Raw genomic sequence first — 26,659 nt, 5'->3', positions numbered from 1 at the left:
GATGTCCCTTCTTCTGACGCGGCAAACCGCCCCCTTGCTACTGGTCCAGCGCCGCCTGCCCTGGGGCCTGGCCGGCCTGTTGCTGCTGGCCTTCGGCGTGGTGCCGGTGCTGGGCAACGACTATTGGCTCAACGCGATCCTGATTCCCTTCCTGGTGCTGTCCCTGGCCGGGCTCGGGCTCAACCTGCTGACCGGCTACACCGGCCAGACCTCGGTGGGCGCCGCCGGCTTCATGGCCGTGGGGGCCTTTGCCACCTACGGTATTCTGCTGCGCCTGCCGCAGCTGGGGCTGCCCCTGGCCCTGCTCGGCGGCGGCCTGATCAGCGCCCTGGTGGGCTGGCTGTTCGGCCTGCCCAGCTCGCGGATCAAGGGTTTCTACCTGATGGTCAGCACCCTGGCGGCGCAGTTCTTCCTGGAGTGGCTGTTCGTCAAGTTTCCCTGGTTCTACAACTACGGTTCCTCGGGCACCATTTCGGCGCCGCAGTTGAGCCTGCTGGGCCATGACCTGAACCACCCCCAGGGGCGCTACCTGCTGACCCTGGTGACGGTGCTGCTGTTGACCTGGGTCGCGCAGAACCTGGTGCACAGCCAGGTCGGGCGCAACTGGATGGCGATCCGCGACATGGACACCGCCGCCGCGGTGATCGGCATCCCGGTGGCCCGCTACAAACGCCAGGCGTTTGCCGTCAGCTCGTTCTACCTGGGCATCGCCGGTGCGCTGTGGGCCTTCGCCTACCTAGGCACCGCCAGCGCCAGCAGCTTCGATATCAATCGTTCGTTCCAGATCCTCTTCATCATCATTATCGGCGGCATGGGCAGCGTGGCCGGCAACTTCGTCGGCGCGGCCTTCATCAGCCTGTTGCCGATTCTCCTCAGCCATGCCGGGCAGGCGCTGCTGGGCGGGGCGGTGGACGCCGGGCAGTTGCAGAACCTGCAGAAAATCATTTTCGGCGTGCTGATCATCCTGTTCCTGATCAAGGAACCCGAGGGCCTGATCCGCTTGCTGGGCAACTTGCGCGAGCGCCTGCGGCACTGGCCGCTGCGCTTCTGAATTCCTCCTCCCAGAACAGAGAGACAACATGCGTGCATCCTTGAAAGCTTCCCTGGCCGGCGCGGCGTTGCTGCTGGCGGCGGCCGTTGCCCCGGCAGCCCAGGCCGGGCCGGACCAGCAGTTCTTCCCCCTGGCCACCTACCGCGTCGGCGCCTATGCCTCCAGCGGGGTGCAGGTGTGGGCCGGGATGATCGACTACCTGAACTACATCAACCAGGTGGAGGGCGGCATCAACGGGGTCAAGCTGGTGTGGCAGGAGTGCGAGACCGAATGGACCGCCGAGAAGGGCATCGAGTGCTACGAGCGCTTCAAGAACGGCCTGGATGGCGCACCGGTGGCGGTCTACCAGCCCAACGGCGCACCGGCGGCCTATGCCCTGAGTGAGCGTGCCGAGGTGGACAAAATCCCGCTGATCACCCTGGGCTACGGCCGCACCGAAGCCACCGACGGCACGGTGTTCCCCTACAACTTCCCGGTGATGCTGACCTTCTACAGCGAGGCCTCGACCCTGGTGAACTACATCGCCCAGCGCGAGGGCGGGTTCGACCGGCTCAAGGGCAAGAAGATCGCCACGCTTTATCACGACTCCGCCTATGGCCGGGAAACCCTCGGGCCGCTCAAGCTGCTGGCCGAGAAGTACGGTTTCGAGAACATCCAGATCCCGGTGGCCGACCCGGGCAACGAGCAGTCGGCGCAATGGCGGCAGATCCGCCAGCAGAACCCGGACTGGGTGTTCCTGCGCACCTGGGGCGTGTCCACCCCGGTGGCGGTGAAGACCGCCGCGCGCTTCGGCTTCCCGGTGGACCACATCATCGGCGATATCTGGGCCAGCTCCAGCGAAGACGTGCTGCCGGCCGGCGCCGCGGCCAAGGGCTACCTGGCGCTGACGCCCTACCCGGCGGGCAGTGACTTCGAGATCCACAAGCGCCTGAAGCAGTACATCCTCGATACCGGCAAGAGCGACCTCAAGGACCTGAAGAATTTCGGCAGCGTGTACTACAACTCCGGCCTGGTGAACGCGGCGGTGGCGGTGGAGGCGATCCGGACCGCCCAGGGCAAGTTCGGCAAGCGCCCGCTCAATGGCGAGGAAGGGCGCTGGGGCCTGGAACACCTGAACATCGACGACGCCCGGCTCAAGGACATGGGTTACCTGGGGCTGATGCAGAACCTCAAGCTGTCCTGCCGCGATCACGAAGGTGGCGGCGCGGCCCGGGTGCAGCAATGGGACGGCGCCAACTGGACCCTGATCAGCGAGTGGATTGCCGCCGACCGCGCGCTGCTACGGCCGCTGATCGACGAAAAGGCCGCGGCCTTTGCCAAGGAGAAGCGCCTGGTGCCCCGTACATGCAACGAGGGTGACTGAACCATGAGCCACAGCGCTACGGCCGCGACGGCCGAGACCTTGCTGCAGGTACAGGACATCGAGGTGATCTACGACGGCGTGATCCTGGCGCTGGCCGGGGTATCTTTGAGCGTGCCCCGGGGGGCCATCGTCGCCTTGCTGGGGGCCAATGGCGCCGGCAAGAGCACCACCCTCAAGGCCATTTCCGGGCTGGTGCGGGCCGAGCGTGCCGAGCTCAGCCGCGGCGCCATCGCCTTTGCCGGGCAGGACCTGGCCGGGGTCGACCCCAGCCAGCGGGTGCGCCAGGGCATGGTGCATGTGCTGGAAGGGCGCCACGTCTTCCCCCAGTTGACGGTGGAAGACAACCTGCGCGCCGGCGGCTTTGTCCGTGGCCTGGGCCGGCGCCAGCTGGAACAGGACCTGGAGCGTATCTACAGCTGGTTTCCGCGGCTGCTGACCAAGCGCCGGGTGCGCGCCGGGCTGACCTCCGGTGGCGAGCAGCAGATGCTGGCCATCGGCCGGGCGTTGATGACTCGTCCTACTTTGGTACTGCTGGATGAACCGTCCATGGGCCTGGCGCCTATTATCGTCCAGGAGATTTTCCAGATCGTCGCCCAGCTCAATCGCGAGGCGGGGGTGAGCTTTCTGATCGCCGAGCAAAGCATTAATCTGGCGCTCAAGTACGCTTCCCATGCCTACCTGCTGGACACCGGCCGCGTGGCCTTGTCCGGCAGCGCCGAGCAACTGCTGGCCCGGGGCGACCTGCAGGATTTCTACCTGGGCAAACACTGACCGTGAGCATTCCATGAGCCAAACCCACACCGGACAGGCAACCCCTGCCACCCGTGATGCGCCAATCCTGATTGTCGGCGGCGGCCTCAGCGGCGCCTTGCTGGCCGCCCAGTTGCTGCGCCTGCCGGGCCAGCGACGGATCCTGGTCATAGAACCGCGCAGCGAGCTGGGGCGCGGCGAGGCCTACAGCGCCGTGGAGCTGGGGCACACCCTCAATGGCAACGCCGCGCGCATGAGCGTCGACCCGGACAACGCCGACGACCTGACCCAATGGCTGGCCCGACACATTGCCGAGGGCGGCTGGCCCGAGTCGGACCGCCAGCATGTGCCGGTCAGCGAACTGTTTCCACCTCGCGGGCTGTTTGGTGTCTACGTCCAGCAGCGCCTGGCCGAGGCCCAGGTGCAGGGCCGGGCGCAGGGCTCCTCGTTGAGCCATGTGCAGGGCGAGGCGGTGGACCTGGAAACCGGCCCTGACGGCGTGCTACTGACCCTGGCCGATGGCCGGCAACTGCCCGGCGCGGTGGCGGTGCTGGCCACCGGCATGTTCCCGGCGGCGCGTACCCCGCAGACCCGCTCCAGCGGCCTGAATGCCGCGGCGCTGGACCCCTGGGATGTGGCCGCCATGGCCCGCCTCGATCCCCGGGCGACGGTGCTGATCATCGGTTCCGGGCTGACCATGGTGGACGCCGTGGTGTCCCTGGAGCAGGCCGGGCATCGTGGGCCGATCGAGGTGTTTTCCCGGCATGGGCTGCTGCCGCACGTGCGCCGCCAGCCCCCGGCCTGGGAAGACTTTCTCGGCGCCGACCCGAGCATCCGCAGCCCTCGGCAACTGCTGCGGGCGCTGCGCCAGCAATGCCGCGTGGCCGAGGCCCAGGGCATCGACTGGCAGGCCCCGCTGGACACGGTGCGGGTGCATATAGGGCGCCTGTGGAGCCAGGCCAGCGAGGTGCACAAACGCCAGTTCGTGCGCCATGTACGGCCCTGGTGGGAAAGCCATCACCATCGCTCGCCGCCCCTGAGCGCCGAGCTGGTGGCGCGCCTGCATGAAGAAGGGCGGTTGCGGATTCATGCCGCTTGCTACCAGGGCCTGGAGCCGGGCGACGAAGGCCGGCTGGCGATCCGCCTGCGCTACCGCGGCAGCCAGGATAGCGTGCGCATGGCGGGCGATGCCCTGATCAACTCCAGCGGCATCGAATACGACTGGCGCCGGGTGGCGCGGCCCCTGCCGCGCCAGCTGCTGGCTCGCGGCCTGGTGACACCCGGGCCTTTGGCCCTGGGCATCAGCGCCGCACCCGATGGTGCCGTGCACAACGCCCAGGGCCAGGCCTGCGAGCGCCTGTTCGCCATGGGGCCGCCCCTGCGCGGCCTGTGGTGGGAAAGCACCGCCGTCACCGACGTCGCCCTGCAGGCCAAGGCCCTGGCCGCGCGCCTGGCCAACCACCAACCGTAGGCGCTGGCTTGCCAGCGAAGGCGCCCGCAAGATCGCCTTCGCCGGCAAGCCGGCTCCTACAGTGCCACCCAGCGCTGTTCGGCGGCGGCAGTGCGGATCGCCGCGGCCAGGCGCTCCACTTCCCAGGCTTCAGCGAAATCCGTGCCGTCCCGGCCCTGGCCGCACAGGGCCATGATCAATTCGTGAACTTCCAGGGTCTTGAGTTCGTTGTAGCCCAGCTGGTGCCCCGGGGCCGGGCTGAAGGCCGCGTAGCCGGGCAGGGCGGGCCCGGCCAGCAGGCGCTGGAAACCCTTCTGGCCGACCCGGTACAGGCGCAGTTCGTTGAGGCGTTCCTGGTCGAACGCCAGGGTGCCGAGGGTGCCGCTGATCTCGAAGCTCAGGTGGTTCTTGTAACCATGCTTGATCCAGCTGCTGCTCAGCGTGCCCCGCGCGCCATTGGCAAAGCGCAGCAGGGCATGGGCCTGGTCATCCACGGCGATGGCGCGGCGTTCCTGGCTGCCGGCTTCGGTGGGGCGTTGCAGGTGCACGGTCTGGGTATCGGCGCACACCACCTGCACTGGCCCCATGAGAAAGCGTGCCATGGCCAGCAGGTGGCTGCCCAGGTCCGCCAGGGCGCCGCCGGCGTGCTGCGGCTCGCAACGCCAGGACCAGGGGGCATCCGGGTCGGCCATGAAGTCTTCGCTGAACTCGCCCTGGAAACTCACCAGTTGCCCCAGTTCGCCGTTGCCGATCATGTCCCTGGCCTGGGCGATCACCGGGTTGTGCTGGTAGTTGTAGCCCACCCGGGTCACCACCCCGGCGGCCTGGGCCGCGTGGTGCATCTGCCGGGCCTGTTCGACGCTGACCGCCAGGGGCTTTTCGCAGTACACCGCCTTGCCCGCCGCCAACGCCGCCATGGCCATGGGGAAGTGCAGATGGTTGGGGGTGGTGATGGCCACCAGATTGACCCGGGGATCGGCGATCAGGTCATGCCAGTCGCGGTGGGCCTGGGCAAAGCCCCAGGCGCCGGCGCAGTGTTCGCCGCGCTGGGCGTCGGCGTCGGCCAGGGCCGCCAGGTGCAGGCGCACCGGCAATTCGAAGACCGCGCCGGCACTGCGAAACGCCAGGGCGTGGGCACGCCCCATGAAACCGGTGCCGATCAAACCAATGCCGAGCTCGTCCATAACCGCACCTGCAGAATTATTGTTCTAGGGAGGGCTAGTTATGGAATAAATATTCTTTAATTGCAATTGGTGGAATTAAAATTTTGAAAGGCGCTTGCATGAACCGGCTTGCCGGCGAAAGGGGCCGCTTGGGTTGCGCTGGGCTCAAGGCCCTCTTCGCTGGCAAGCCAGCTCCTGCGGGAAATGAAAAAGGCAGCCCGGAGGCTGCCTTTGTTGTGGTGCAAGCGGGCCTCAGGAGAGGAAGCCGCCGTCCACATTGAGCGAGACACCCGTGGTGTAGCTGGAGGCGTCGCTGGCCAGGTAGAGCACCGCGCCGGCCATTTCGCTGGGGTCGGCTACGCGCTTGAGGGGGATCTGCGCCAGGGCTGTCTTGAGGATGGCGTCGTTCTTGACCAGGGCCGAGGCGAACTTGGTGTCGGTCAGGCCCGGCAGCAGGGCGTTGCAGCGGATGCCGAACTGCGCGCATTCCTTGGCGAAGACCTTGGTCATGTTGATCACCGCGGCCTTGGTCACCGAGTAGATGCCCTGGAAGATCCCCGGCGAGATGCCGTTGATCGAGGCCACGTTGATGATGCTGCCGCCGCCGTTTTCGCGCATCAGCTTGCCGGCTTCCACCGACATGAAGAAGTAGCCGCGGATGTTGACGTCGACGGTCTTCTGGAAGGCTCCCAGGTCAGTGTCCAGGACGTTGCAGAATTGCGGATTGGTCGCGGCGTTGTTGACCAGGATGTCCAGGCGCCCGAACTGTTCGCGGATGCCGGCGAAGACTTGGCTGATCTGCTCCATTTCACCGATGTGGCAGGCAATGGCGGTGGCCTTGCCGCCGGCGGCGATGATCGCGTCGGCCACGTGCTGGCAACCTTCGAGCTTGCGGCTCGACACGATGACATGGGCGCCTTGCTGGGCCAGCAACTTGGCAATGGCCTCACCGATGCCGCGGCTGGCGCCGGAGACGAATGCGATCTTGCCGTCGAGGTCGAACAACTGAGTCTTGGACATGGTTTTTCCTTGTTTTGGCTGTCGAGCGCCGGGGCGCGGTCAGAGGCTGGATTTGTGAATGACCTGCAGGCTCATCTGCTCCAGCAGTTTGTTCATGTGAATGAACTGCGCGAAGCGTTTGTCCTGGGTCTGGCCATGGTAGAAGCGGTAGTAGATCTGCTGCACGATGCCGGCCAGGCGGAACAGGCCGTAGGTGTAGTAGAAGTCGAAGTTGCCGATTTCGATTCCCGCGCGCTCGGCGTAGTAGTCGACGAACTGCTGGCGGGTGAGCATGCCCGGGGCGTTGCTCGGCTGGCGGCGCATCAGTTGCACCGGCGCCGGGTCGCCGGCCTCGATCCAGTAGGCCAGGGTGTTGCCCAGGTCCATCAGCGGGTCGCCCAGGGTGGTCAGTTCCCAGTCCAGCACGCCGATGATCTGCATCGGGTTCTGTGGATCGAGGATCACATTGTCGAAGCGGTAGTCGTTGTGCACGATGCTCGAGGTCGGGTGGTCGGCGGGCATCTTCTCGTTGAGCCAGGCCTTGACCTTTTCCCAGTGCGGCGCGTCCGGGGTCAGGGCCTTCTCGTAGCGGTCGCTCCAGCCCTTGATCTGGCGCTGCACATAGCCTTCGGGCTTGCCCAGGTCACCCAGGCCGCAGGCGCTGTAGTCGACCCGGTGCAGCTCGACGAAACGATCGATGAAGCTCTTGCACAGGGCCTCGGTCTGGCCGGCATCCAGGCCCAGCTCCGGCGGCAGGTCGGAGCGCAGGATGATGCCCTTGACCCGTTCCATGACATAGAACTCGGCGCCGATCACCGACTCGTCGGTGCAGTGCACGTAGGCTTTGGGGCAGTAGGGGAAACCGTCCTTGAGCTGGTTGAGAATGCGGAACTCGCGGCCCATGTCGTGGGCCGACTTGGCCTTGTGGCCGAAGGGCGGGCGACGCAGGACAAACTCCTGCCCGGGGTATTCCAGCAGGTAGGTGAGGTTCGAGGCACCGCCCGGGAACTGGCTGATCTGCGGCGTACCGCTCAGGCCGGGAATGTGCGCCTTGAGGTACGGGTCGATCAGGTTGGCATCGAGTTCCTCGCCGGAGCGAGTGCGGGTGGACTGGTCTGTAAGCGCCATGCTTATCCCTTCTGCTTATTCTGGAGGCCAGAGATTATTGGCTAATCTAATGCGCCTACCGGCCCCTCACAATCGCGGCGGGCCTTTATAGGTGCGCGTGTTGCCGGACAATCATTGCTTTTGATACAAGCGTTTGAATTTAGCCCCGTGTGTCTACGACCCGATGAGACCAAGCCGGCTCCTACACCAGTCATGCAGGCACAGAGGTTGTCCGCCCCACGAGCATAGGCGTTGACTCGGGGCTGGGTCAGTTCGGTGCCGGCAGGGCCAGCGGGGTCAGCAGTGGCCGGCCTTCGAAGTGGGCCAGCAGGTTCTGGCCGACCATCGCCACGGTATCGCGGCTGGCCTGGGGCGAAAGGCCGGCGACGTGGGGCGTGAGCACCACGTTGTCGAGCACCTTGAGGGCGTCCGGGACTTGGGGTTCGTCATCGAACACATCCAGGGCCGCGCCGGCAATCCGCCGCTGCTGCAGGGCCTGCAGCAGGGCGTTGGTGTCCACCACGCTGGCCCGGGCGATGTTCACCAGGAAACCTTCGGGGCCAAGGGCTTCCAGCACCGGCTGGTCCACCAGGTGCCGGGTGTCGGCGCCGCCCGGGGTGGCGATTACCAGGACGTCCGAGTCCCGGGCCAGTTCCACCAGGGTCGGGCAGAAGCGGTAGGGCTGGTCGGGGCGTGGCTGGCGGCTGTGGTAGCTCACCGGCATGTCGAAGCCCAGGGCGCAGCGCCGGGCGATGGCCTGGCCCACGGCGCCGAGGCCGAGCACCCCCAGGCGCATGCCGGCCAGGGACGGGCGCAGCACCTTCGGCCAGTGCCCCTGGCGTACCGCGGCGTCGGACTGGGGAATGCCGCGCACCAGGGCCAGCAGCAGGGCCAGGGCATGATCGGCCACGGACGAGGCGTTGACCCCGGCGCCATTGGTTACTGCGATCCCGCGATTGCTCGCCGCTTGCAGGTCCACTTGCTCATAGCCGGCGCCGATCACGCAAATGATCTGCAATCGGGGCAGGGCGGCGATTTCCGCCGCGCTCAGCCCCAGGGGGCCACGGGTCAGCACCGCATCGATCTGCCCGGCGTGGTCCCGGATCGCCTGGGCCCGGGTCTGTGGGGTGGGCGCCAGGATCAGCCTGAAACCCAGGTCTTCGAGGTGCGGCAGGTAGGCGTTGACGTTTTCAACCAGGACCAGAACGGTGGCGCGCATGGCGGACTCCTCGTGGGTTAGCGGGGCAGGGGTTGGCGCAATTGAAAGATGTTGCCTTCCGGGTCGATGCCGTCGCAGGCCCGGGCGTCCTTGAATTGCCATTCGCGCTCGGCTTCGTACACCCGGCCACCGGCCTTGGCAGCGCGCTGCCGGGCCCGGGCCAGGTCGTCTACCTGGAACAGCGGCTTGCAGGCGCAATCGCTGCGGGGCAGCGGCGGTTCCTGGAGGACGATGCGCGCAGCAATCGCTGGCGGCACCTGGACCAGGGTCAGCTCGAAGCCCTGGTGGGCCAGTTGCTGGTAGTCGGCTTGCTGTTCGGTGATGGGCCAGCCCAGCAGTTCGGCATAGAAGCGGGCGAGGGAAGGTGGATCAAGGCTGTAGAGGAGGCAGCCGGCGATCGTCGTGGCGCTCATGGAGGGTTCCATACGGGCAGGGGCGAAGGCTCAAGGGTGCGGGTTGCGAGGGATTTTGGCAATGCTCGCCGGCACCGTTCCCGGGGGCATCACGCCATGTTCGGCGTGCCCGGGGCGGTGTGGGGACGATGGGGTCAGAAGGTTACGTCGGCGGTCGTGGCCAGGCGCACGAAGGGGCCGTTCAGGGTGGCGTTATGGTGGGCGATGATGGTTCTTGCCCCGATCAGCGGCGTGTCCATGCAGGTATGGGCGTCCTCTACCAGCACGGCGGCAAAGCCCAGGTCGCCGGCGGCGCGGCAGGTGGTATCGACGCAGTACTGGGTCTTCATGCCGGCGATCACCAGTTCATTGACCTGGGCCTCCTGCAGGCGCTCGGCCAGCCCGGTGCCGACAAAGCAACTGGGGCGCGTCTTGTCCAGTACGCAGTCCAGCTCTTCATCCACTTCCAGGGTCGGCAGCAGTTGCCAGAATGCACTGCCAGCGGCAATCGGGGATTCGGCGGGGCCGGTATGGCGCACGGCGAAGATCGGCGCTCCGGCCTGGCGGGCGCGGCGGATCAGTTGGTTGATGTTTTCCAGGACCTGCTCGCGCTTGTAGGGCTTGTCCGGTCCATTGAACAGGCCAACCTGCATGTCGATCACCAGCAGGGCACGCTTGGCGTTGGATAAAGGCATCTTGTCTCTCCTTGTAGTGCCAGCTGGACGGAGAAACAAAAGGCCCCGTCCATTGCTGGCGGGGCCTTGGTTCTACTGTGCTTGTGTCATCCCGCACAGCCACCACACGACCCGCCGGAGGCAGTCGTGGTGGTGGAGGTAGGGTTCAGCGCGTAGATATTCATGGGGTCCGATCATGCCGCCTGCCCGTGAGGCTTGTCAACGCGGCCTACTAGGGGCCGGCTTGCCGGCGAATGGCGTCTTCAGGCGGGCGCCTTTCGCTGGCAAGCCAGCTCCTGCGGAACCCGGATTGAGCGGGAGAGGGCCGGGCCAGACGCTTTCCCATCAAACGAAAAAATACCTGCAGCGCATAAACCGTTCCTCAGCTGAGTCTATGCAGCGCCCTTGGAATCCCGGACAATCGCGCCCCCTCTTTTCGCTCGGGCACTGCCTGTCGGGTACTCCGATACGCCCGGGTGAATGGCAAACGACCGGAATGTGGAGATCCCACCGGATGAATGATCAGGCCAACAGCGTTGATCAACGCTTTGAAACCGCGGCCCCAGCGACCCTGACCCGCTGGAACCGCCAAGACACCACCTGGATGCTCGGCCTGTTTGGCACGGCCATCGGTGCCGGTACCCTGTTTCTGCCCATCAATGCCGGCATCGGCGGTTTCTGGCCGCTGTTGATCCTGGCGCTGCTGGCCTTCCCCATGACCTTCTATGCACACCGCGGCCTGACCCGCTTCGTGCTTTCCGGGCGTGACGGTGCGGACATCACTGACGTGGTGGAAGAGCATTTCGGCCTCACCGCCGGTGCCCTGATCACCTTGCTGTACTTTTTGGCGATCTTCCCGATCCTGCTGATCTACAGCGTGGCCCTGACCAACACCGTCGACAGCTTCATGACCAACCAACTGCACATCGCGCCGCCACCGCGGGCGATCCTGGCCCTGGTGCTGATCTTCGGCCTGCTGGTGGTGGTGCGTTGCGGCGAGCAGGTGATCGTCAAGGCCATGAGCCTGATGGTCTACCCGTTCATCGTGGCCCTGCTGTTCCTCGCGGTGTTCCTGATCCCGCACTGGAATGGCGGCATCCTCGCCACCGTCAGCGATGTCCCGGCGCCTTCGGCCTTCCTGCATACCCTGTGGCTGGCGATTCCGGTGATGGTCTTCTCGTTCAACCATTCGCCGATCATCTCGGCCTTTGCCGTGGACCAGAAGCGCCGCTATGGCGTGCACGCCGAAGAGCGCAGTTCGCAGATTCTCTCCCGCGCCCACCTGCTGATGGTGGGCATGGTGCTGTTCTTCGTCTTCAGCTGCGTACTGACCCTGAACCCGGCGCAGCTGGCGGAAGCCAAGGCGCAGAACCTGTCCATCCTGTCCTACCTGGCCAACCATTTCCAGAATCCGACCATCGCCTTCGCCGCGCCGTTGATTGCCTTCGTGGCCATCGCCAAGTCCTTCCTGGGCCACTACATCGGTGCCAGCGAAGGCCTCAAGGGCCTGATCGGCAAGAGCGGCCGGCGCCCGGGCACGAAAACCCTGGACCGCGTCACCGCCGCCTTCATGCTGGTGATCTGCTGGGCCGTGGCCACCCTCAACCCGAGCATCCTGACGATGATCGAGACCATGGGCGGCCCGGTGATCGCGGCGATCCTGTTCCTGATGCCGATGTACGCCATCCGCAAGGTGCCGGCCATGGCCCGCTACCGCGGCCAGGCTTCCAACGTCTTCGTGACCCTGGTGGGCCTGGTGGCCATTACTGCCCTGGTGTACTCCCTGGCGTCCTGACAGCCTCCCGGCGCTTTCCGGTAGGAGCCGGCTTGCCGGCGAAGAGGCCCGCAAGCCAACTGCAAGGTGCGCGGACGCCTCCCTGGCGAACCCGCTGCTGCACACAACGCCGTCGGTACTTCACTGTACCGGCGGCGTTGTCGTTCAAGGCATTGATCAGGATTGTTTGCTGCCTTGAATAAAGGGCTAAGCTGGTGCTCTTATTGCTGCCAGGAACCCGCCCGTGGCCATTCCCGCTCCTCTGGCTGCAAGCCTGCCCAAACACGTTTATTCCGTTGGGCGACACCCCCTGAATCTGGATTTTGCGTTGTCACGGATGAACCCGATTGGCCACTGAACCCCTGATCCACCCAACCGCTGCACCCAAGCGCACCCGCGACCTGCTGGCCGGCCTATCCATTGCCGGCCTGTTGTTGCCGGAAGCCGTAGCCTATTCCAGCATCGCCGCCTTGCCGCCCCAGGCCGGGGTCATTGCCCTGTTTGCCGGGTTGCTGTGCTACGGCCTGTTGGGCACCAGCCGCTTTGCCATTGTTTCTGCCACTTCATCGTCGGCCGCAGTGCTGGCGGCGGCCACCCTGTCCCTGGCCGGTGGCGACGCCCAGCTGCGCCTGAGCCTGGCCTTTGCCCTGGTGCTGCTCACTGGGGTGTTCTTCCTCCTGGCCGGGCTGTTCCGCCTGGGCGGCGTGACCGCCTTCATTGCCAAGCCGGTGCTGCGCGGTTTTGCCTTCGGCCTGGCGTTGACCATTGTCCTCAAGCAGTTCGCCACCGTGGTCGGGGTGCACCTGAGCACCGGTAACCTGGTGCGCTTCCTGCCGCAGTTGCTGGAGCAGTGGCCGCAATGGAACTGGGCCGGCGCCGCGGTGGCGGCGGTGGCGCTGCTGGTGCTGGGGATCTGCTCGCGAATTCCCTATGTGCCCGGCGGGCTGGTGGCGGTGGTGATCGGCATTGGCGCCGGCCAGTGGTTCAACCTGCCGGCCCATGGCGTCGACCTGATCGGGGTCATCGAACTCAAGCTGGAGGTGCCGAGCCTGCCGCAACTGCCTTTTGCCGACTGGCTGCGCCTGGGGGAGCTGGCGTTCGCCCTGGTGATGATCCTGTATGCCGAATCCTATGGTTCCATCAGCTCCTTTGCCCTGAAGCATGGCGACCGGGTTTCCTCCAACCGCGACCTGCTGGCCCTGGGCGCTTCCAATCTGCTCTCGGGGCTGTTCCATGGCATGCCCGCCGGGGCCGGCTACTCGGCCACCTCCGCCAATGAAGCGGCCGGGGCGCGCTCGCGCCTGGCAGGGCTGACCGCGGCGGCGGTGATGCTGCTCATCGTGCTGACCGTGCTGCCCTATATCGCCCTGACCCCGGAGCCGGTGCTGGCGGCGATTGTCATGTACGCCCTGGGCCATGGCCTGAGCCTGCAACCCCTGGGGCGCTACTTCATCTGGCGGCGTGACCGGGTGCTGGTGATCTGCGCGGTCAGCGCGGTGCTGGTGCTGGGGGTGCTGGACGGGCTGCTGCTGTCAGTGGGCATCAGCATCCTGTTGCTGCTGCGGCAGATGTCGGCGGCGGATATCCAGATCCTCGGGCAACTGGGCAGCGGCCACGACTTTGTCGATCTCAGCCGTCATCCTCAGGCCCGGCAGGTGCCCGGCGTGCTGATCCTGCGGCCGGGGGAGGCGCTGTTCTTCGCCAACGCCGAACGCATCCTCGGCGGCGCCCTGCGCCTGATCCGCCATGTGCAGGCGCCGATCCACAGCATCATCCTCAGCCTGGAGGAGTCCCCGGACCTGGACGGCACCAGCATCGAGGCCCTGGACGAGTTCTTCCGCCAGGTCAGCCTGGAGCACAAGCACCTGGCCCTGGCGAGGCTCAAGCACGAGGCCAAGGACGCCCTGGCACTGCTGCCGTCGAGCCGCGAGTACCAGGTGCTGCTCAGCGGCACCAGCGTCGACGACACGCTGCAGGAGAGCCTGCGGGGCTGGAAGGCCGGGGCTTTTTCCCAGGCATAAAAAAACGCCGCGTATCGTGGAATACGCGGCGTTCCTTCTTACAACGCTACAGCCTTAGGCTTGCACCACCGGGATGTTGGCGTTGGCAGCTGCTTCACGGAACTCGGCGATCTGGTCGAAGGACAGGTAGCGGTAGATATCGGCCGCCATGCTGTCGATCTTGCCAGCGTATTCCATGTACTCCTCGACGGTCGGCAGGCGACCCAGGATCGAAGCCACCGACGCCAGCTCGGCCGAAGCCAGGTAGACGTTGGCGCCGTCGCCCAGACGGTTCGGGAAGTTACGGGTCGAGGTCGACACCACGGTGCTGTTCGGCTCGACGCGTGCCTGGTTACCCATGCACAGCGAGCAGCCTGGCATTTCCATGCGTGCGCCGGCCTTGCCGTAGATGCCGTAGTAGCCTTCTTCGGTCAGTTGGTGAGCGTCCATCTTGGTCGGCGGCGACAGCCACAGACGGGTTGGCAGCTGGCCCTTGACCTGATCCAGCAGTTTACCGGCAGCGCGGAAGTGACCGATGTTGGTCATGCACGAACCGATGAACACTTCGTCGATCTTCTCGCCAGCAACGCTGGACAGCAGACGGGCGTCGTCCGGGTCGTTCGGCGCGCACAGTACCGGCTCGCTGATGTCGGCCAGGTCGATTTCGATGATTTCGGCGTATTCGGCGTCGGCATCGGCTTCCATCAACTCAGGGTTGGCGATCCAGGCTTCCATCGCTTGAGCGCGACGTTCCAGGGTACGTGCGTCACCGTAGCCTTCGCCGATCATCCAGCGCAGCAGGGTGATGTTGGACTGCAGGTACTCGGTGATCGACTCTTTCGACAGCTTGATGGTGCAACCGGCAGCCGAACGTTCGGCCGAGGCGTCGGACAGTTCGAACGCCTGCTCCAGGGTCAGGCCTTCCAGGCCTTCGATTTCCAGGATGCGGCCGGAGAAGGCGTTTTTCTTGCCTTTCTTCTCGACGGTCAGCAGGCCGTTCTGGATGGCGAAGTAAGGAATGGCATGGACCAGGTCACGCAGGGTGATGCCAGGTTTCATTTTGCCCTTGAAGCGCACCAGGATCGATTCCGGCATGTCCAGCGGCATGACGCCGGTGGCAGCGGCGAACGCCACCAGGCCGGAGCCGGCCGGGAACGAGATGCCCATCGGGAAACGGGTGTGGGAGTCACCACCGGTACCGACGGTGTCCGGCAGCAGCATGCGGTTCAGCCACGAGTGGATGATGCCGTCGCCCGGACGCAGGGAAACGCCGCCGCGGGTCATGATGAAGTCAGGCAGGGTGTGGTGGGTGGTCACGTCGATCGGCTTCGGATACGCCGCGGTGTGGCAGAAGGACTGCATCACCAGGTCAGCGGAGAAGCCCAGGCACGCCAGGTCTTTCAGTTCGTCACGGGTCATGGGACCTGTGGTGTCCTGGGAACCCACGGTGGTCATCTTCGGTTCGCAGTAGGTGCCAGGACGAACGCCTTTGCCTTCTGCCAGGCCGCAGGCCTTGCCGACCATCTTCTGCGCCAGGGTGAAGCCCTTGGTGCTTTCAACAGGGGCTTCGGGCTTCTTGAACAGGTCGAACGCAGGCAGGCCCAGTTCGGCGCGAGCCTTCTCGGTCAGGCCACGGCCGATGATCAGCGGGATACGGCCGCCGGCACGGACTTCGTCGAGCAGGACCGGGGTCTTCATTTCGAAGGTGGCCAGGACTTCGTCGGTACCGTGCTTGCAGACTTTGCCTGCGTGCGGGTACAGGTCGATCACGTCGCCCATGTTCATCTTCGACACGTCGAATTCGATCGGCAGGGCGCCGGCGTCTTCCATGGTGTTGTAGAAGATCGGGGCGATCTTGCTGCCGAAGCAGAAGCCGCCGGCACGCTTGTTCGGAACATAAGGCACGTCGTCGCCGAAGAACCACAGCACCGAGTTGGTGGCCGATTTACGCGAGGAACCGGTACCGACCACGTCGCCGACGTAGGCGATCGGGAAGCCTTGACCGCGCATTTCTTCGATCTGCTTCATCGGGCCGGTCTTGCCTTGCTCGTCCGGAACGATGCCGTCACGGGCCATTTTCAGCATGGCCAGGGCGTGCAGCGGGATGTCAGGACGCGACCAGGCGTCTGGTGCCGGGGAGAGGTCGTCGGTGTTGGTTTCGCCGGTGACCTTGAACACCCGCAGGCTGATCTTGTCGGCCAGTACCGGGCGATTCTTGAACCACTCGCCGTCGGCCCAGGATTGCAGTACGCCTTGGGCGTGAACGTTGCCGTTCTTGGCTTTTTCCGCGACGTCGTGGAAGGCGTCGAACATCAGCAGGGTGTGCTTGAGTTGAGCGGCGGCCACTGGCGCCAGTTCGGCGTCGTCCAGCAGGTTCACCAGGGTCACGATGTTGTAGCCGCCCTGCATGGTGCCCAGCAGTTCAACGGCGCGCTTCTTGTCGATCAGAGGGGAGGAGGCTTCGCCTTTGGCCAGCGCGGAGAGGAAACCGGCCTTGACGTAGGCGGCTTCGTCGACTCCTGGTGGAACGCGATTGGTGATCAGGTCAACGAGGAAAGCTTCTTCGCCAGCCGGGGGATTCTTCAGCAGCTCGACCAGGCCTGCAGTTTGTTCGGCGTTAAGCGGCTGGGGAACGATACCCAGTGCTGCACGCTCTTCGATATGTTTGCGGTAGGCTTCAAGCACAGTTATTACCCTCATCAGTGGTCCCAAATGGGTGTCCGGGACGCTCATCCCGAAATTGCCGTACTCATGCGCTGCGTGGCGTTGTGGGCCACTTAGCCAGAATTACCGACAATTCCTTACAGAAGCTGCTTTCAAAGTTTTACGCCTGCAGAACGGGGAGCTGATGAGGGTTGGCGTTGGGTTTTTCCCCGCTGGAAAAACCCCTCGCCAACACCGCTCTGAAGGAACGACTGTGCTCGTGACGCTTTGAAAACAGCTTCAAACGGACATTGGCGCCTAAAAAGGCTGGCTGATTCTACGGTAAAAAAAGCCTCAACGTAAGTTGCTGTATTGAAGTTTGAGGGGTGATCAATCTTAGACAAAGGGCTAACATTGCCCACTGTTTTGCTTTTGCGTGCGTTGTCTATCTATGCCCAATCAGACCATCAAGACCCCCTGCGTCGGCCTCTGTTCCACGGTTTACGGCGATCTGGTATGCCGTGGCTGCAAGCGTTTCCACCATGAAGTGATCAACTGGAATGGTTACAACGAGGAGGAAAAACGCGCGGTCTGGCTGCGTCTTGAGCACCTGCTGGTGCAGGTGATGGCGGCCAAGCTGGAAGTCTTCGATCCGGTGCGCCTGCGCGAGCAGCTGGAGCAGCGCAAGATCCGCTTCGTGCCCCATCAGTCCGAGTATTGCTGGGCCTACCAGCTGATTGCCCGTGGCGCGCGGGTGATCAACCAGCTCGATGCCTATGGGATGGTGCTGCTGCCTGAGTTTCGCGACTGGGCCCTGCCGGAGTTGCGCGACGCCATTGATCGGGAATTCTTCCTGCTGTCCGAAGCCCACTACCAGCGCTACATCGCCCCCGGCTTTCTCAAGGATGCCCTCGGCTGAGTGCTCCGCCGCCAAGGTCCCCCCACGCAAATGCCACTGTAGGAGCTGGCTTGCCAGCGAAGACGGCCGCCAGGGCGGTGCAAGGCTTGTAGGCCTCTTCGCCGGCAAGCCGGCTCCTACGGGGTGAGGTTGATCGGGCTCTGTAGGACTGGCTTGTCGGCGAAAGCGCCGTCATGGACGGCGCAGATTACGCGATGGCGTTGCGGGGGAGGGGGCTCAAGCCTTGGCCGCCAGCTCTTCCAGGTGATCCATGATGTCCGCCGGCTTGAGCACCAGCACGTCGCTGTCCAGGGAGTCGAGCACCACTTCGGCGGTGTTGCCGATCAGTGCCCCGGAAATTCCGGTGCGGGCCACGGTGCCGATGATGGTCAGCACGGCGCCAAGCTTGTGGGCCAGGTGGGGAATCAGCACATCGGCCGGGCCTTCCTCGATATGCAGGTGGGCGTCGTCGATGTCGAACTCGGCCTGGAACGCCTTGCACTGCTCGCGATAGCGCGCCTCGATGGTTTCCTTGAGCTGGAACACCGGGTCGGCGGCCGACAGCATCGGCGACGGGTGAGCGCTGATCACATGCAACTGGGCCTTGGCCAGGCTGGCGATATCGAAGCCGTGGTCGACGATACTGGCGTGCAAGGCCCGGTGCTCGCCGTCCATGTTGCCGACGTCGATAGCGGCCATCACCACGCCGCCGACCCAGGGCGTGGCGGTCTTGACCAGCAGCACCGGGGTCGGGCAGTAGCGCAGCAGTTTCCAGTCCGCCGGGGTCAGCAGGGCTTTCTTCAGCGGGGCGTCCGGCAGGTGCTGCTTGATCACCAGGCCGCAGCCCTCGGCCTGCTGCACATCGATGATGGTTTCGTGCAGGCTTTCGTTCCAGGCCTGCTCGGTGGTGACGCTGTAGCCTTCGCCGGTGAGGCTGCTCTTGAGTACGCTCAGCAGCGCCGAATGCTCGTGCTTTCTGTCGCAGACCAGCAGGTGCAGGTGGGCCTGGGTGACCCCGGCAATCAGCTTGGCGCGCTTGAGGGCAAGGCTTTCGCCGGGCGTGGGATCGATGACCACCAGGATACTGCGGATGCTTTGCATGATCGGGATCTCCAGGAAGGGATGAACGGTTAGGGTCTGTTCCCGTTTGGCCCAGCGACGCGGCTCGTCACCAAACGGGAACAGACCCTAGCGTGCACAACTATAGTTGCTGGCGCCCGGGCCGGATGTTGATGCATATCAATCGCGGCCGCTGGTGGTCTGCGGCTCGGCCGGTATAATCGCCGGCCTTTCGCTATGAAGCCTTTTGTCCCGTGAGCCTCATGTTAACGATCACTGATAGTGCTGCCTGCCGCTTTGCGGTGGTGGCTGATTGTTCGGAAATGCGCCGATGAACTTTCCTGAAATTCCCGACTTTCTTGGCTGCCGCACGCCCGACGCCTGGGTCCAGGCGGCCCTGGCCGACCAGGAAACCCTGCTGATCGACCACAAGAACTGCGAGTTCAAGGCCGCCAGCACCGCCTTGAGCCTGATCGCCAAGTACCACGCCCATGTCGACCTGATCAACATGATGTCGCGCCTGGCCCGGGAAGAGCTGGTGCACCATGAGCAGGTCCTGCGCCTGATGAAGAAGCGCAAGGTCGAGCTGCGCCAGTTGCATGCCGGGCGCTATGCCTCGGGCCTGCGCAAGGTAGTGCGCAGCCACGAGCCGGTGAAGCTGGTGGACACCCTGGTGGTGGGCGCCTTTATCGAGGCCCGCAGCTGCGAGCGTTTCGAAGCCCTGGTGCCGCACCTGGACGAGGAACTGGGCAAGTTCTACTTCGGCCTGCTCAAAAGCGAGGCCCGGCACTACCAGGGCTACCTGAAGCTGGCCTATCAGTATGGCGACGCCAAGGACATCGCCCAGGTCATCGACCGGGTGCGGGCGGCGGAGCAGGAACTGATCGAGTCGCCGGATCCGGAGTTCCGTTTTCACAGTGGCGTGCCGGCCTGGTGAACGACTGCCCTTGTGTAAAAGCAGGGGCAAATTGTTAAAAACTCTTAAAAGAATGAAATATCGCGCAAAACCGCTGCAAGTCCCGGGTTTTGTGGCTTGCGTTATCCTTTCCTTAACCTCTTGCCCCCTATAATGCGCGCGCACAAATTGTGCGTTCACAGATTGGCAAATATGGAAAACCTGGGTCTTGGCAAGGTGTTGCTGGTGGAAGATGACGAGAAGCTCGCCGGGCTGATCGCGCATTTTCTGTCCCAGCACGGCTTTGAAGTGCTGACGGTCCACCGCGGCGATACCGCCCTGGCGGCATTTCTCGAATTCAAACCGAAACTGGTGGTGCTCGACCTGATGCTGCCCGGCCAGAGCGGCCTGCACGTGTGCCGGGAGATCCGCGCCGTGGCGGACACCCCCATCGTCATCCTCACCGCCAAGGAAGACGACCTGGACCACATTCTCGGCCTGGAATCCGGCGCCGATGACTACGTGATCAAGCCTATAAAACCGGCGGTGCTGCTGGCGCGCCTGCGGGCCCTGCAACGGCGCCAGGTGCCGGAAACCACCACCCTGCGCGGGGCCCTGGCATTCGGCGTGCTGAGCATCGACCGCAACAGCCGCGAGGTGCGCCTGGCGGGCGAGCCGGTGGAACTGACCACCATGGAATTCGAGCTGCTCTGGCTGCTGGCCAGCGCGCCGGGCAAGACCCTGTCCCGGGACGACATCCTCAACCGCATGCGCGGCATCGAGTTCGACGGCCTCAACCGCAGTGTCGACGTCTACATCAGCAAGCTGCGGGGCAAGCTCAAGGACAACCCGCGCGAGCCGGTGTGCATCAAGACCGTGTGGGGCAAGGGCTACCTGTTCAATCCGTTCGCCTGGGAGGTTTGAATGCTGCGTCTGTTTCTGGGGCTCTACCTGTTCCTGGCCCTGGGCTTCGCCGGGGCCATGACCGCGGTGCAACACATCTTCATCAACTACCTGGCCGCCGACCTGATCGAGTCCTACAACCGCGATGCGGTGCGCGGGCCGGCCTACAGCCTGAGCGAACAGTTGCGGCCGTTCGACGAGGCCGGGCGTCAGCAGCAGTTGGAGCAGCTCAAGCCGCACTACGGGCTGCTGCTCAAACTGGTGCAGGCCGACGACCTGGACCTGAGCGTGCGCGAACAGGCCCTGCTGGATTCCAACCAGTTGGTGGTGCGCGAGGAGTTCACCGAATTCATCGGCAGCATCGACGGCGGCAAGCAACTGTTGAGCATCAAGCTGCCGGAAGACCCGCCCCTGACCCTGCTCTACAACATCGCCGCCTATGCCTTGCTCGGCGCGCTGCTGGCCATCGTCCTGTACTTCTGGGTGCGCCCGCACTGGCGCGACCTGGAGCGCCTGCGCCTGGCCGCCGAACGTTTTGGCGACAACGACCTGGGCACCCGGCTGCACCTGTCGCGGCGTTCCAACATCCGCGACCTGGCCCAGCACTTCAACCGCATGGCGGCGCGCATCGAGGGGCTGATCGCCAATCAGCGCGAGTTGACCAACGCGGTGTCCCACGAACTGCGCACGCCCATCGCCCGGCTGTCCTTCGAGCTGGACCAGTTGCAGCAACAGCCAGATCCGGATGAAAACCGCGAGTTGATCGCCGACATGTATGCCGACCTCGGCGAGCTGGAGGAAATGGTCTCCGAACTCCTCAGCTACGCCAGCCTGGAACATGGCGCGGCCACCATCAACCGGGAAAACATCCAGGCCCAGAGCTGGCTCGACAGCGTGGTCGGCAGCGTGGCCCTGGAGGCCGAGGCGGCCGGGGTGCAACTGCTGATCCGTTCCTGCCAGGTGGAGTACGTGCGCATCGAACCGCGCTTCATGGCCCGGGCAGTGATCAACCTGCTGCGCAACGCCATCCGCTACGCCGACCGCCGGGTCGAGGTGTCCCTGGTGCGCCTGGAGCATGGCTACGAAGTGCGGGTCAACGATGATGGTCCCGGGGTGCCGGTGGATGGCCGGGAGAAGATCTTCGAGCCGTTTTCCCGTCTCGACGCCAGCCGTGACCGGCGTACCGGCGGTTTCGGCCTGGGCCTGGCGCTGGTGCGGCGGGTCTCGCAATGGCACGGCGGCAAGGTCGAAGTGGCGGATTCGGAGTGGGGCGGTGCCTCGTTCCGCATGACCTGGGCCCACCTCGACTGAGGTTCGCGCGCAGCCCTGAACCTGCGCAGCAACGCGGCCCGTGATCACGGGCCGCGCGCTCCCTTTCTTAGAAGCTGTACTCAAGTTGAGTGGCGATGCTGGTCTGCATGCGCCGGTCGACGATCGGGCTGTCGCCGGCTTCCTTGCTCAGGTACTTCATCGACAGCAGGGTTGAGACCTTGGTCTGCTCATTGAGGGGCAGGGTCCAGGCCAGGTCGGCGCCGCTGCTGACCCGTCCACCCTTGGCCCGGTAGGCGCCGAAGCGGCTGTGGGCCGCCTGGGTGTCGCTCACCCCGTACCAGGTCTGCATGTAGTCGGCGTTGCCGAACAGGCTGTTGAGGCTGGCATCCAGGCTGCCGAAGCGGCCCTGGTAGAGGTTGCTGCCAATGCTCAGTTCCAGTGCGCTGTAGGCCGAGCCGGTGTCGCGGTTGTCGTTCTTCTTCACCGCGTGGGTCAGGGTGGCGCCCAGTTCGAACGGCCCCAGGTCATAGCCCAGGTGCGCGCCGAACTGTGCCCGGGTCTTTATTTCGCCCATGCCCCTGAGGCGCTTGGAGCCCTGGCCCAGGTGGTTCTTGTCGCGCCGTGATTCGCTCGGGCCGACCCAGGTACTGAACGACAGGTCGCCCCATTCGTTGCCCCAGCCCAGGCCCTGGTCGGTATTGAGGAACACGCCCCAGGGGCTGATGATCTCGCCGCCGAGAATCGGCGCCAGGGCGCGTTCGTCACTGCCGCTGTAGCGCGGCACGCTGGCCACCCCGGCGTGCACGCCGTACTTCCAGTCTTCGGCGTGCAGCGTGCCGCAGACCGTGCTCAGGCCCAGGGTGCCGGCCCACAAGGCGGCGGTGGTGGAGTGTTTCAGGGTTTTCATGAAGGGTCAGAACCTCAGGTGGTTGGCGTTATAGGTGCGTTTGAATGAGTAGCCCAGGACGTTCACGCCGTTGACCTGGCGGCGCACGGTGTCGCCCAGGCCCGGGCCGTTGCCGGCGATCACCGCGTGGGCGTTGTCCACCGGGGCGAGGATGTAGTCGGTGAGGGGACGGCCTTGCTGCAGGCTGCGGATCATCAGGAAGCCGTCCTCCAGGGCGATGTCCATGCCGTTGATGGGCGGTTCGCCGGGGTCGTCGCTCAGAGCCTGGTAGGTGCCGACCGTGGCCAGCCAGTTGTCCGTCAGGGGCACCGGCTCGATCCGTTCTCCCACCGCCAGCAACTGGCCGTGGCTCTTGGCGGTGAACACCCGATGGCCCTGGACCTGCATCACGTCCAGTTGCAGTTGCCCCAGCGGGCCCAGGTCCTGGGGCCAGAGCCCGAGGCGCTTCTTGCGCACCCTTAGCCAGCCCTGTTCGTCCCGCAGCAGTTCGTAGCGCTCGCCGGCCAGCTCGGCGTACAGGCGCTGGTGCTGGTCGCGGATCCGCAGCACACCCCAGCGGGTGGCATAGAAGCCCGCCAGGTGCCGGCGATCCGCCGCTTGCGGAACCCGACGTTGCTGGGCCTGGGGGGCCGTGGCCGGTTGCGGTGGCGGGGTGCCGTGGGCCTGCAGCAGCATGCGCAGTACCTGGGGCACCAGGGGCTGGGCCAGGGCCTCGCCGCTGTCGGAATTGCTCATCACGATCACCGCCAGCTGCTGCTCGGCCAGCACGCTGATCCGGGCATGAAAGCCCTCGCCGAAACCGCTTTGCTGCCAGGTGCGCATATCTGGCCGGACCCATTCCTCGCCGCAGGGCGACAGGAACCAGCCAAGGCCTACCTGGCAGTCGAAATCCAGCGGGTTGCCGGCGTTCTGCGTGCGCACCATTTCGTCGATGGATGCCGCCGAGAGCAGTTGGCGGTCCTGGTACCGGCCCTGGGCGAACAGCATGCGCACATAGCGGCTCAGGTCCCGCGGGCTGCTCCACAGGCCCTGGGCGGAAAGGTCGCGGACCAGCGCATCGCTGCTGACACCGTCTTCATAGCCTCTTGCCCGGTAGGGCTGGGCGCGGCTGTCCCCGACAAAGCTCGACTGGCTCATGCCCAGTGGGCGCAGCAGGCTCTTCTGCAACTGCTGTTCGAAATCCACGCCGCTGCTGCGCTCCACCGCTGCCCCGAGCAGGGCATAACCGAGGTTGGAGTAGGCGGTCTGGGTTCCCGGAGCGTTGCTCAGCCACAGCCCGCTGAGCTTTCCCGGCAGTTCGTCGAGGGCGTTGGGGGTGCGTGCGTCGCGCAGGTATTCGCTGGGAATGCCGCCCTGGTGGCTGAGCAGGCGGCGCAGAGTCACGGCCCGGTCGGCGGCGTTCTGGTCCTCGTGGAAGCGCGAGCGGACGTAGAACTCCCTGAGGGTGTCCTGCAGCGGCGCGTCCAGTTGCAGGCGCCCTTGTTCCACCAGTTGCATTACCGCCGTGGCAGTCAGCAATTGCGACAGGGCACCGGCGCGAAACGCGGTGTTTTCGGTCACTTGCAGGCCCCGGGCCTGGTCGGCGAAGCCAAAGCCCCGGGCCCAGATCAGTTGCTGGCCGTCCACCAGGGCGATGGACAGCCCGGGCACCTGATGTTCGGCCATCTGTTGCGGGATGTACTGCTTCAGGTAGCCGATGATGCTGGCGTAATCGCCGGGCGCGATGGGCGGCGGCGCCGGAGGCTGGCCGTTGCAGCCGAGGTTGCTCAAGAGCAGGCCCACCAGCGGCAGGCCGAGAAGTTTGCGGGACATGCAGCACCCGAGGGCCAATTGGATCAGCGGATGCTAGGGAAGGGGGGCGTGGCAGTCTTTGACAGCTTTGTCGGGAAACTGTCAAAGACTGTTAAGCCCCGGTTGCGCTCAGGCCTCCAGCCCCAGGCGCTGGTGCCACTGGGCAATCGATTCCTCGGGGTATTCGGCGAACTGCAGGTCGTGCGCCCCGGCATCGACCTCGACCCAGGGCGCCCTGGAGTCGAGCATCAAGTGGGTGTGTTGCGGCGGCACCGGCAACGGGGTGTCGATGGCCGAGGCAAAAGGGTGGATCAGCTCCGGCCATTGCGGGCTGAACAGCCACAGCCCGGAGCCGCAGCGCCCGCAGAAGTGCCGTTCGGCGCTGCTGCTGTGGGCCCGGGCGGCACCGGTGGGCTTGAGCCGGGCATGGTAGATGACGATGTGCTTGCGCCCGCGTACCTTGAGGCTGGCCGCATCGCCCCCCAGGTTGATGGCGTAGCCGCCACCGCCCTGGGTCTTGCGGCAGATCGAGCAGTAGCAGCGCTGGTAGGGATAGGGATGGCGGCTGGACAGGCTGAAGTGCACGGCGCCGCAATGGCAGGAGCCCTGGAGTTGCATGGGGTACCTCCACGAATCAACGGGTGGATTGCACAGGCTAGCCGCTGTGCGAGCAGCTGTCGTGGCGCGGTGCTGATGAAATTTTCACATGTGCCCGGCTAAGCTGCGCGCCTCTTTGGGGAGTAGCCTGCCACCGCGCCCTGCGGTGGCGCCCGTATCAACATTCTCGGCAACCTGCCGTGGTACGGGCACCGTTTCGGTTGGTGAGACCATCGACATACCTGCGCTGAAGTCGGGCGCGTGGGCATGTCGTGGACTCAAGCCCGACCGGAAGACTCAACGTGAACCCAGCCTCGATCATCTTTCTCGCCTTCGCCATGTCCACCGATGCCTTCGCCGCCGCGGTGGGCAAGGGTTCGGCCATGCTCAAGCCGCGCCTGCTGGAAGCTTTGCGCATCGGCCTGATCTTCGGCGTCATTGAAGCCATCACCCCGGTGGTGGGCTGGTTCATCGGCCAGGCCGCGACTCAATGGGTGGCCAACTGGGACCACTGGATCGCCTTCAGCCTGCTGCTGTTGCTGGGCCTGCACATGATCTACAACGGCACCCGCCAGCAGGCTGAGGCCGAGGAAGAAAAACCGCGCCAGCACGGCTTCTGGCTGCTGGCGGTGACCGGCTTGGCCACCAGCATCGATGCCCTGGCGGTGGGGGTGGGGCTGGCGTTCGTCAACGTCAACATCTGGGTCGCGGCCAGCGCCATCGGCCTGGCCACCATGACCATGGTCACCCTGGGAGTGATGCTGGGCCGCGCCATTGGCACGGTGATGGGCCAGCGCGCCGAAGTGCTGGGCGGGGTGGTGCTGATCATCGTCGGCTCGGGAATTCTCTACGAGCACCTGTCGGCTGTGGCTTGACTTCAGTATCGGCGGCGGGGCGGTTCTGCGGGCAATGCGGCCGCGCCTCGGGCCGAGGCGCGGAGCGCTCTGGCGTTACAGCGCCAGGCTGTGGATCACCTGGGTGGCGTCATCGGGGTCGATGGCGCTGCGCATGCCCAGCTGTTTTGCCAGGCGGCGCATGCTGTAGTTGGCGGCGGAATCCACCGAGTACATCTGCTGGAAACCGTTGTTGCGGGCTTCGTCGATCAGGTGCTGCATCAATAGCGCGCCGAGGCCCTTGCCTTGCCACTCATCGGCGATGGTCACGGCGAACTCGCAATGCGAGGGCTGCTCGTCTACCTGGGCGTAGCGGCTGATCCCCACTTCCCGCAGTTCGCCGTTGTCGTGGACCAGGGCCACATAAGCCACCCGCTGCGGCGTGCCGACATCCATCAGTTGATTGAGCAGTTGCTCGCCCACTTCCTTGATCTCACCGAGAAAGCGCTGGTGCCGGGTGGCCGGGGAGAGGTTTTCGATAAAGGCCTTTTCCCGCTCCCGGTCCTGGGGCCGCAGCGGGCGGATCAGCACATGGCTGCCATCGTTCAGGGCGTCGATCCAGTATTGGCCTTGCTGCGCCGGGAACGGTGGGTGGGCGAGGGTATCGAGAGCGGTGCTGGGCATGGTCAAGTCTCCGCGGAGCCAAAGGGCGGGCTGCGCACACAGCCCTGATTGGCTTCAGGTTTACTCCGCTGGCGAGGCGGGCACTTGATCGGCATCAATGTCTCTGCTTGCGCTGCCGGCCAGGGCGATCACCGGTCACGACCCGTTCAAGCCGCCACCGCTGCTGGCGTACAGGCATTTGGCTATTAATGCTAGCGCCTAATGTTCTTTTTCCTGGCGCGTTGCCGTGAGAGCG

Annotated in this window: 23 protein-coding genes and 1 riboswitch; of the genes, 11 read left to right on the top strand and 12 right to left on the bottom strand. The window is 65.1% G+C overall.

Annotated features, from left to right (window positions below; genetic code table 11):
- Position 1: 1 nt before the first annotated feature.
- Genes ACUXVH_RS22040 through ACUXVH_RS22025 form a run of 4 tightly spaced genes read left to right on the top strand, consistent with a single transcriptional unit; the run spans position 2 to position 4,635 of the window.
- Positions 2-1,051: a branched-chain amino acid ABC transporter permease gene (locus tag ACUXVH_RS22040; RefSeq protein ID WP_047336614.1), complete on the top strand. Its 1,050-nt coding sequence runs from the start codon at positions 2-4 to the stop codon at positions 1,049-1,051.
- A 28-nt stretch (positions 1,052-1,079) separates the two neighbouring features.
- Entirely contained in the window at positions 1,080-2,414 is a 1,335-nt protein-coding gene (locus ACUXVH_RS22035; RefSeq protein WP_011060918.1) for an ABC transporter substrate-binding protein, read from the top strand.
- A 3-nt stretch (positions 2,415-2,417) separates the two neighbouring features.
- A complete protein-coding gene (locus ACUXVH_RS22030; RefSeq protein WP_015635334.1) occupies positions 2,418-3,185 on the top strand; it encodes an ABC transporter ATP-binding protein in 768 nt (255 codons plus the stop codon).
- A gap of 13 nt (positions 3,186-3,198) precedes the next feature.
- Positions 3,199-4,635, top strand: coding sequence for an FAD/NAD(P)-binding protein (locus ACUXVH_RS22025; RefSeq protein ID WP_019094299.1), 1,437 nt, complete (start codon positions 3,199-3,201; stop codon positions 4,633-4,635).
- 56 nt (positions 4,636-4,691) lie between these two features.
- Here the strand turns inward: ACUXVH_RS22025 and ACUXVH_RS22020 are convergent, their stop codons facing one another.
- From ACUXVH_RS22020 to ACUXVH_RS21995, 6 genes are all read right to left on the bottom strand, one after another.
- Positions 4,692-5,798, bottom strand: coding sequence for a Gfo/Idh/MocA family protein (locus ACUXVH_RS22020; RefSeq protein ID WP_445495924.1), 1,107 nt, complete (start codon positions 5,796-5,798; stop codon positions 4,692-4,694).
- A 231-nt stretch (positions 5,799-6,029) separates the two neighbouring features.
- On the bottom strand, positions 6,030-6,797 hold the full coding sequence (locus ACUXVH_RS22015; RefSeq protein WP_011060922.1) for an SDR family oxidoreductase: 768 nt from the start codon (positions 6,795-6,797) through the stop codon (positions 6,030-6,032).
- A gap of 39 nt (positions 6,798-6,836) precedes the next feature.
- The gene (locus ACUXVH_RS22010; protein WP_011060923.1) at positions 6,837-7,904 is read right to left on the bottom strand and encodes a phosphotransferase family protein; all 1,068 of its coding nucleotides are present in this window, start codon (positions 7,902-7,904) and stop codon (positions 6,837-6,839) included.
- Positions 7,905-8,151: 247 nt separating this feature from the next.
- A complete protein-coding gene (locus tag ACUXVH_RS22005) occupies positions 8,152-9,102 on the bottom strand; it encodes a 2-hydroxyacid dehydrogenase (RefSeq protein ID WP_065363844.1) in 951 nt (316 codons plus the stop codon).
- Between the two features lie 17 nt (positions 9,103-9,119).
- Entirely contained in the window at positions 9,120-9,515 is a 396-nt protein-coding gene (locus ACUXVH_RS22000; protein ID WP_019094301.1) for a VOC family protein, read from the bottom strand.
- Between the two features lie 134 nt (positions 9,516-9,649).
- A complete protein-coding gene (locus ACUXVH_RS21995) occupies positions 9,650-10,189 on the bottom strand; it encodes a cysteine hydrolase family protein (RefSeq protein ID WP_123473253.1) in 540 nt (179 codons plus the stop codon).
- Between the two features lie 493 nt (positions 10,190-10,682).
- Between ACUXVH_RS21995 and ACUXVH_RS21990 the strand changes: the two genes are divergently transcribed.
- Together ACUXVH_RS21990 and ACUXVH_RS21985 are read left to right on the top strand one after the other, a co-directional pair.
- Positions 10,683-11,963 carry a serine/threonine transporter gene (locus ACUXVH_RS21990; RefSeq protein WP_011060927.1) on the top strand — a complete coding sequence of 427 codons (1,281 nt, stop codon included), beginning with the start codon at positions 10,683-10,685 and terminating at the stop codon, positions 11,961-11,963.
- A 326-nt stretch (positions 11,964-12,289) separates the two neighbouring features.
- Entirely contained in the window at positions 12,290-13,963 is a 1,674-nt protein-coding gene (locus ACUXVH_RS21985) for a SulP family inorganic anion transporter (protein WP_123397414.1), read from the top strand.
- Between the two features lie 54 nt (positions 13,964-14,017).
- Here the strand turns inward: ACUXVH_RS21985 and acnB are convergent, their stop codons facing one another.
- The gene (acnB, locus tag ACUXVH_RS21980) at positions 14,018-16,627 is read right to left on the bottom strand and encodes a bifunctional aconitate hydratase 2/2-methylisocitrate dehydratase (RefSeq protein ID WP_019094305.1); all 2,610 of its coding nucleotides are present in this window, start codon (positions 16,625-16,627) and stop codon (positions 14,018-14,020) included.
- A gap of 409 nt (positions 16,628-17,036) precedes the next feature.
- Here acnB and ACUXVH_RS21975 point away from each other — a divergent pair, with 409 nt between their 5' ends.
- A complete protein-coding gene (locus ACUXVH_RS21975) occupies positions 17,037-17,504 on the top strand; it encodes a DUF1289 domain-containing protein (protein ID WP_011060930.1) in 468 nt (155 codons plus the stop codon).
- A gap of 216 nt (positions 17,505-17,720) precedes the next feature.
- Here the strand turns inward: ACUXVH_RS21975 and ACUXVH_RS21970 are convergent, their stop codons facing one another.
- Positions 17,721-18,584 carry a universal stress protein gene (locus ACUXVH_RS21970; RefSeq protein WP_011060931.1) on the bottom strand — a complete coding sequence of 288 codons (864 nt, stop codon included), beginning with the start codon at positions 18,582-18,584 and terminating at the stop codon, positions 17,721-17,723.
- Positions 18,585-18,873: 289 nt separating this feature from the next.
- Between ACUXVH_RS21970 and ACUXVH_RS21965 the strand changes: the two genes are divergently transcribed.
- From ACUXVH_RS21965 to ACUXVH_RS21955, 3 genes are all read left to right on the top strand, one after another.
- Positions 18,874-19,479: a tRNA-(ms[2]io[6]A)-hydroxylase gene (locus ACUXVH_RS21965; protein WP_011060932.1), complete on the top strand. Its 606-nt coding sequence runs from the start codon at positions 18,874-18,876 to the stop codon at positions 19,477-19,479.
- Between the two features lie 171 nt (positions 19,480-19,650).
- Entirely contained in the window at positions 19,651-20,361 is a 711-nt protein-coding gene (locus ACUXVH_RS21960) for a winged helix-turn-helix domain-containing protein (protein WP_011060933.1), read from the top strand.
- Complete coding sequence (locus ACUXVH_RS21955; protein WP_011060934.1) at positions 20,362-21,651, top strand: ATP-binding protein; 1,290 nt, start codon at positions 20,362-20,364, stop codon at positions 21,649-21,651.
- A 67-nt stretch (positions 21,652-21,718) separates the two neighbouring features.
- Here ACUXVH_RS21955 and ACUXVH_RS21950 read toward each other — a convergent pair whose 3' ends face one another.
- From ACUXVH_RS21950 to ACUXVH_RS21940, 3 genes are all read right to left on the bottom strand, one after another.
- The gene (locus ACUXVH_RS21950) at positions 21,719-22,519 is read right to left on the bottom strand and encodes a MipA/OmpV family protein (RefSeq protein WP_350402920.1); all 801 of its coding nucleotides are present in this window, start codon (positions 22,517-22,519) and stop codon (positions 21,719-21,721) included.
- Between the two features lie 6 nt (positions 22,520-22,525).
- On the bottom strand, positions 22,526-24,331 hold the full coding sequence (locus tag ACUXVH_RS21945; protein WP_445495917.1) for a serine hydrolase domain-containing protein: 1,806 nt from the start codon (positions 24,329-24,331) through the stop codon (positions 22,526-22,528).
- A gap of 108 nt (positions 24,332-24,439) precedes the next feature.
- On the bottom strand, positions 24,440-24,928 hold the full coding sequence (locus ACUXVH_RS21940) for a GFA family protein (RefSeq protein WP_019093781.1): 489 nt from the start codon (positions 24,926-24,928) through the stop codon (positions 24,440-24,442).
- A gap of 110 nt (positions 24,929-25,038) precedes the next feature.
- Positions 25,039-25,199: riboswitch (yybP-ykoY riboswitch) on the top strand.
- Between the two features lie 10 nt (positions 25,200-25,209).
- Between ACUXVH_RS21940 and mntP the strand changes: the two genes are divergently transcribed.
- Positions 25,210-25,782 carry a manganese efflux pump MntP gene (mntP, locus tag ACUXVH_RS21935; RefSeq protein ID WP_019093782.1) on the top strand — a complete coding sequence of 191 codons (573 nt, stop codon included), beginning with the start codon at positions 25,210-25,212 and terminating at the stop codon, positions 25,780-25,782.
- A gap of 75 nt (positions 25,783-25,857) precedes the next feature.
- Here mntP and ACUXVH_RS21930 read toward each other — a convergent pair whose 3' ends face one another.
- Complete coding sequence (locus ACUXVH_RS21930) at positions 25,858-26,424, bottom strand: GNAT family N-acetyltransferase (RefSeq protein WP_011060939.1); 567 nt, start codon at positions 26,422-26,424, stop codon at positions 25,858-25,860.
- Between the last annotated feature and the right edge of the window lie 235 nt (positions 26,425-26,659).

It is taken from the genome of Pseudomonas sp. 8(2025) (assembly GCF_052665325.1).
Note: the sequence above shows the minus strand (reverse complement) of the source record. Positions and strands in the feature narration are given on the sequence as shown.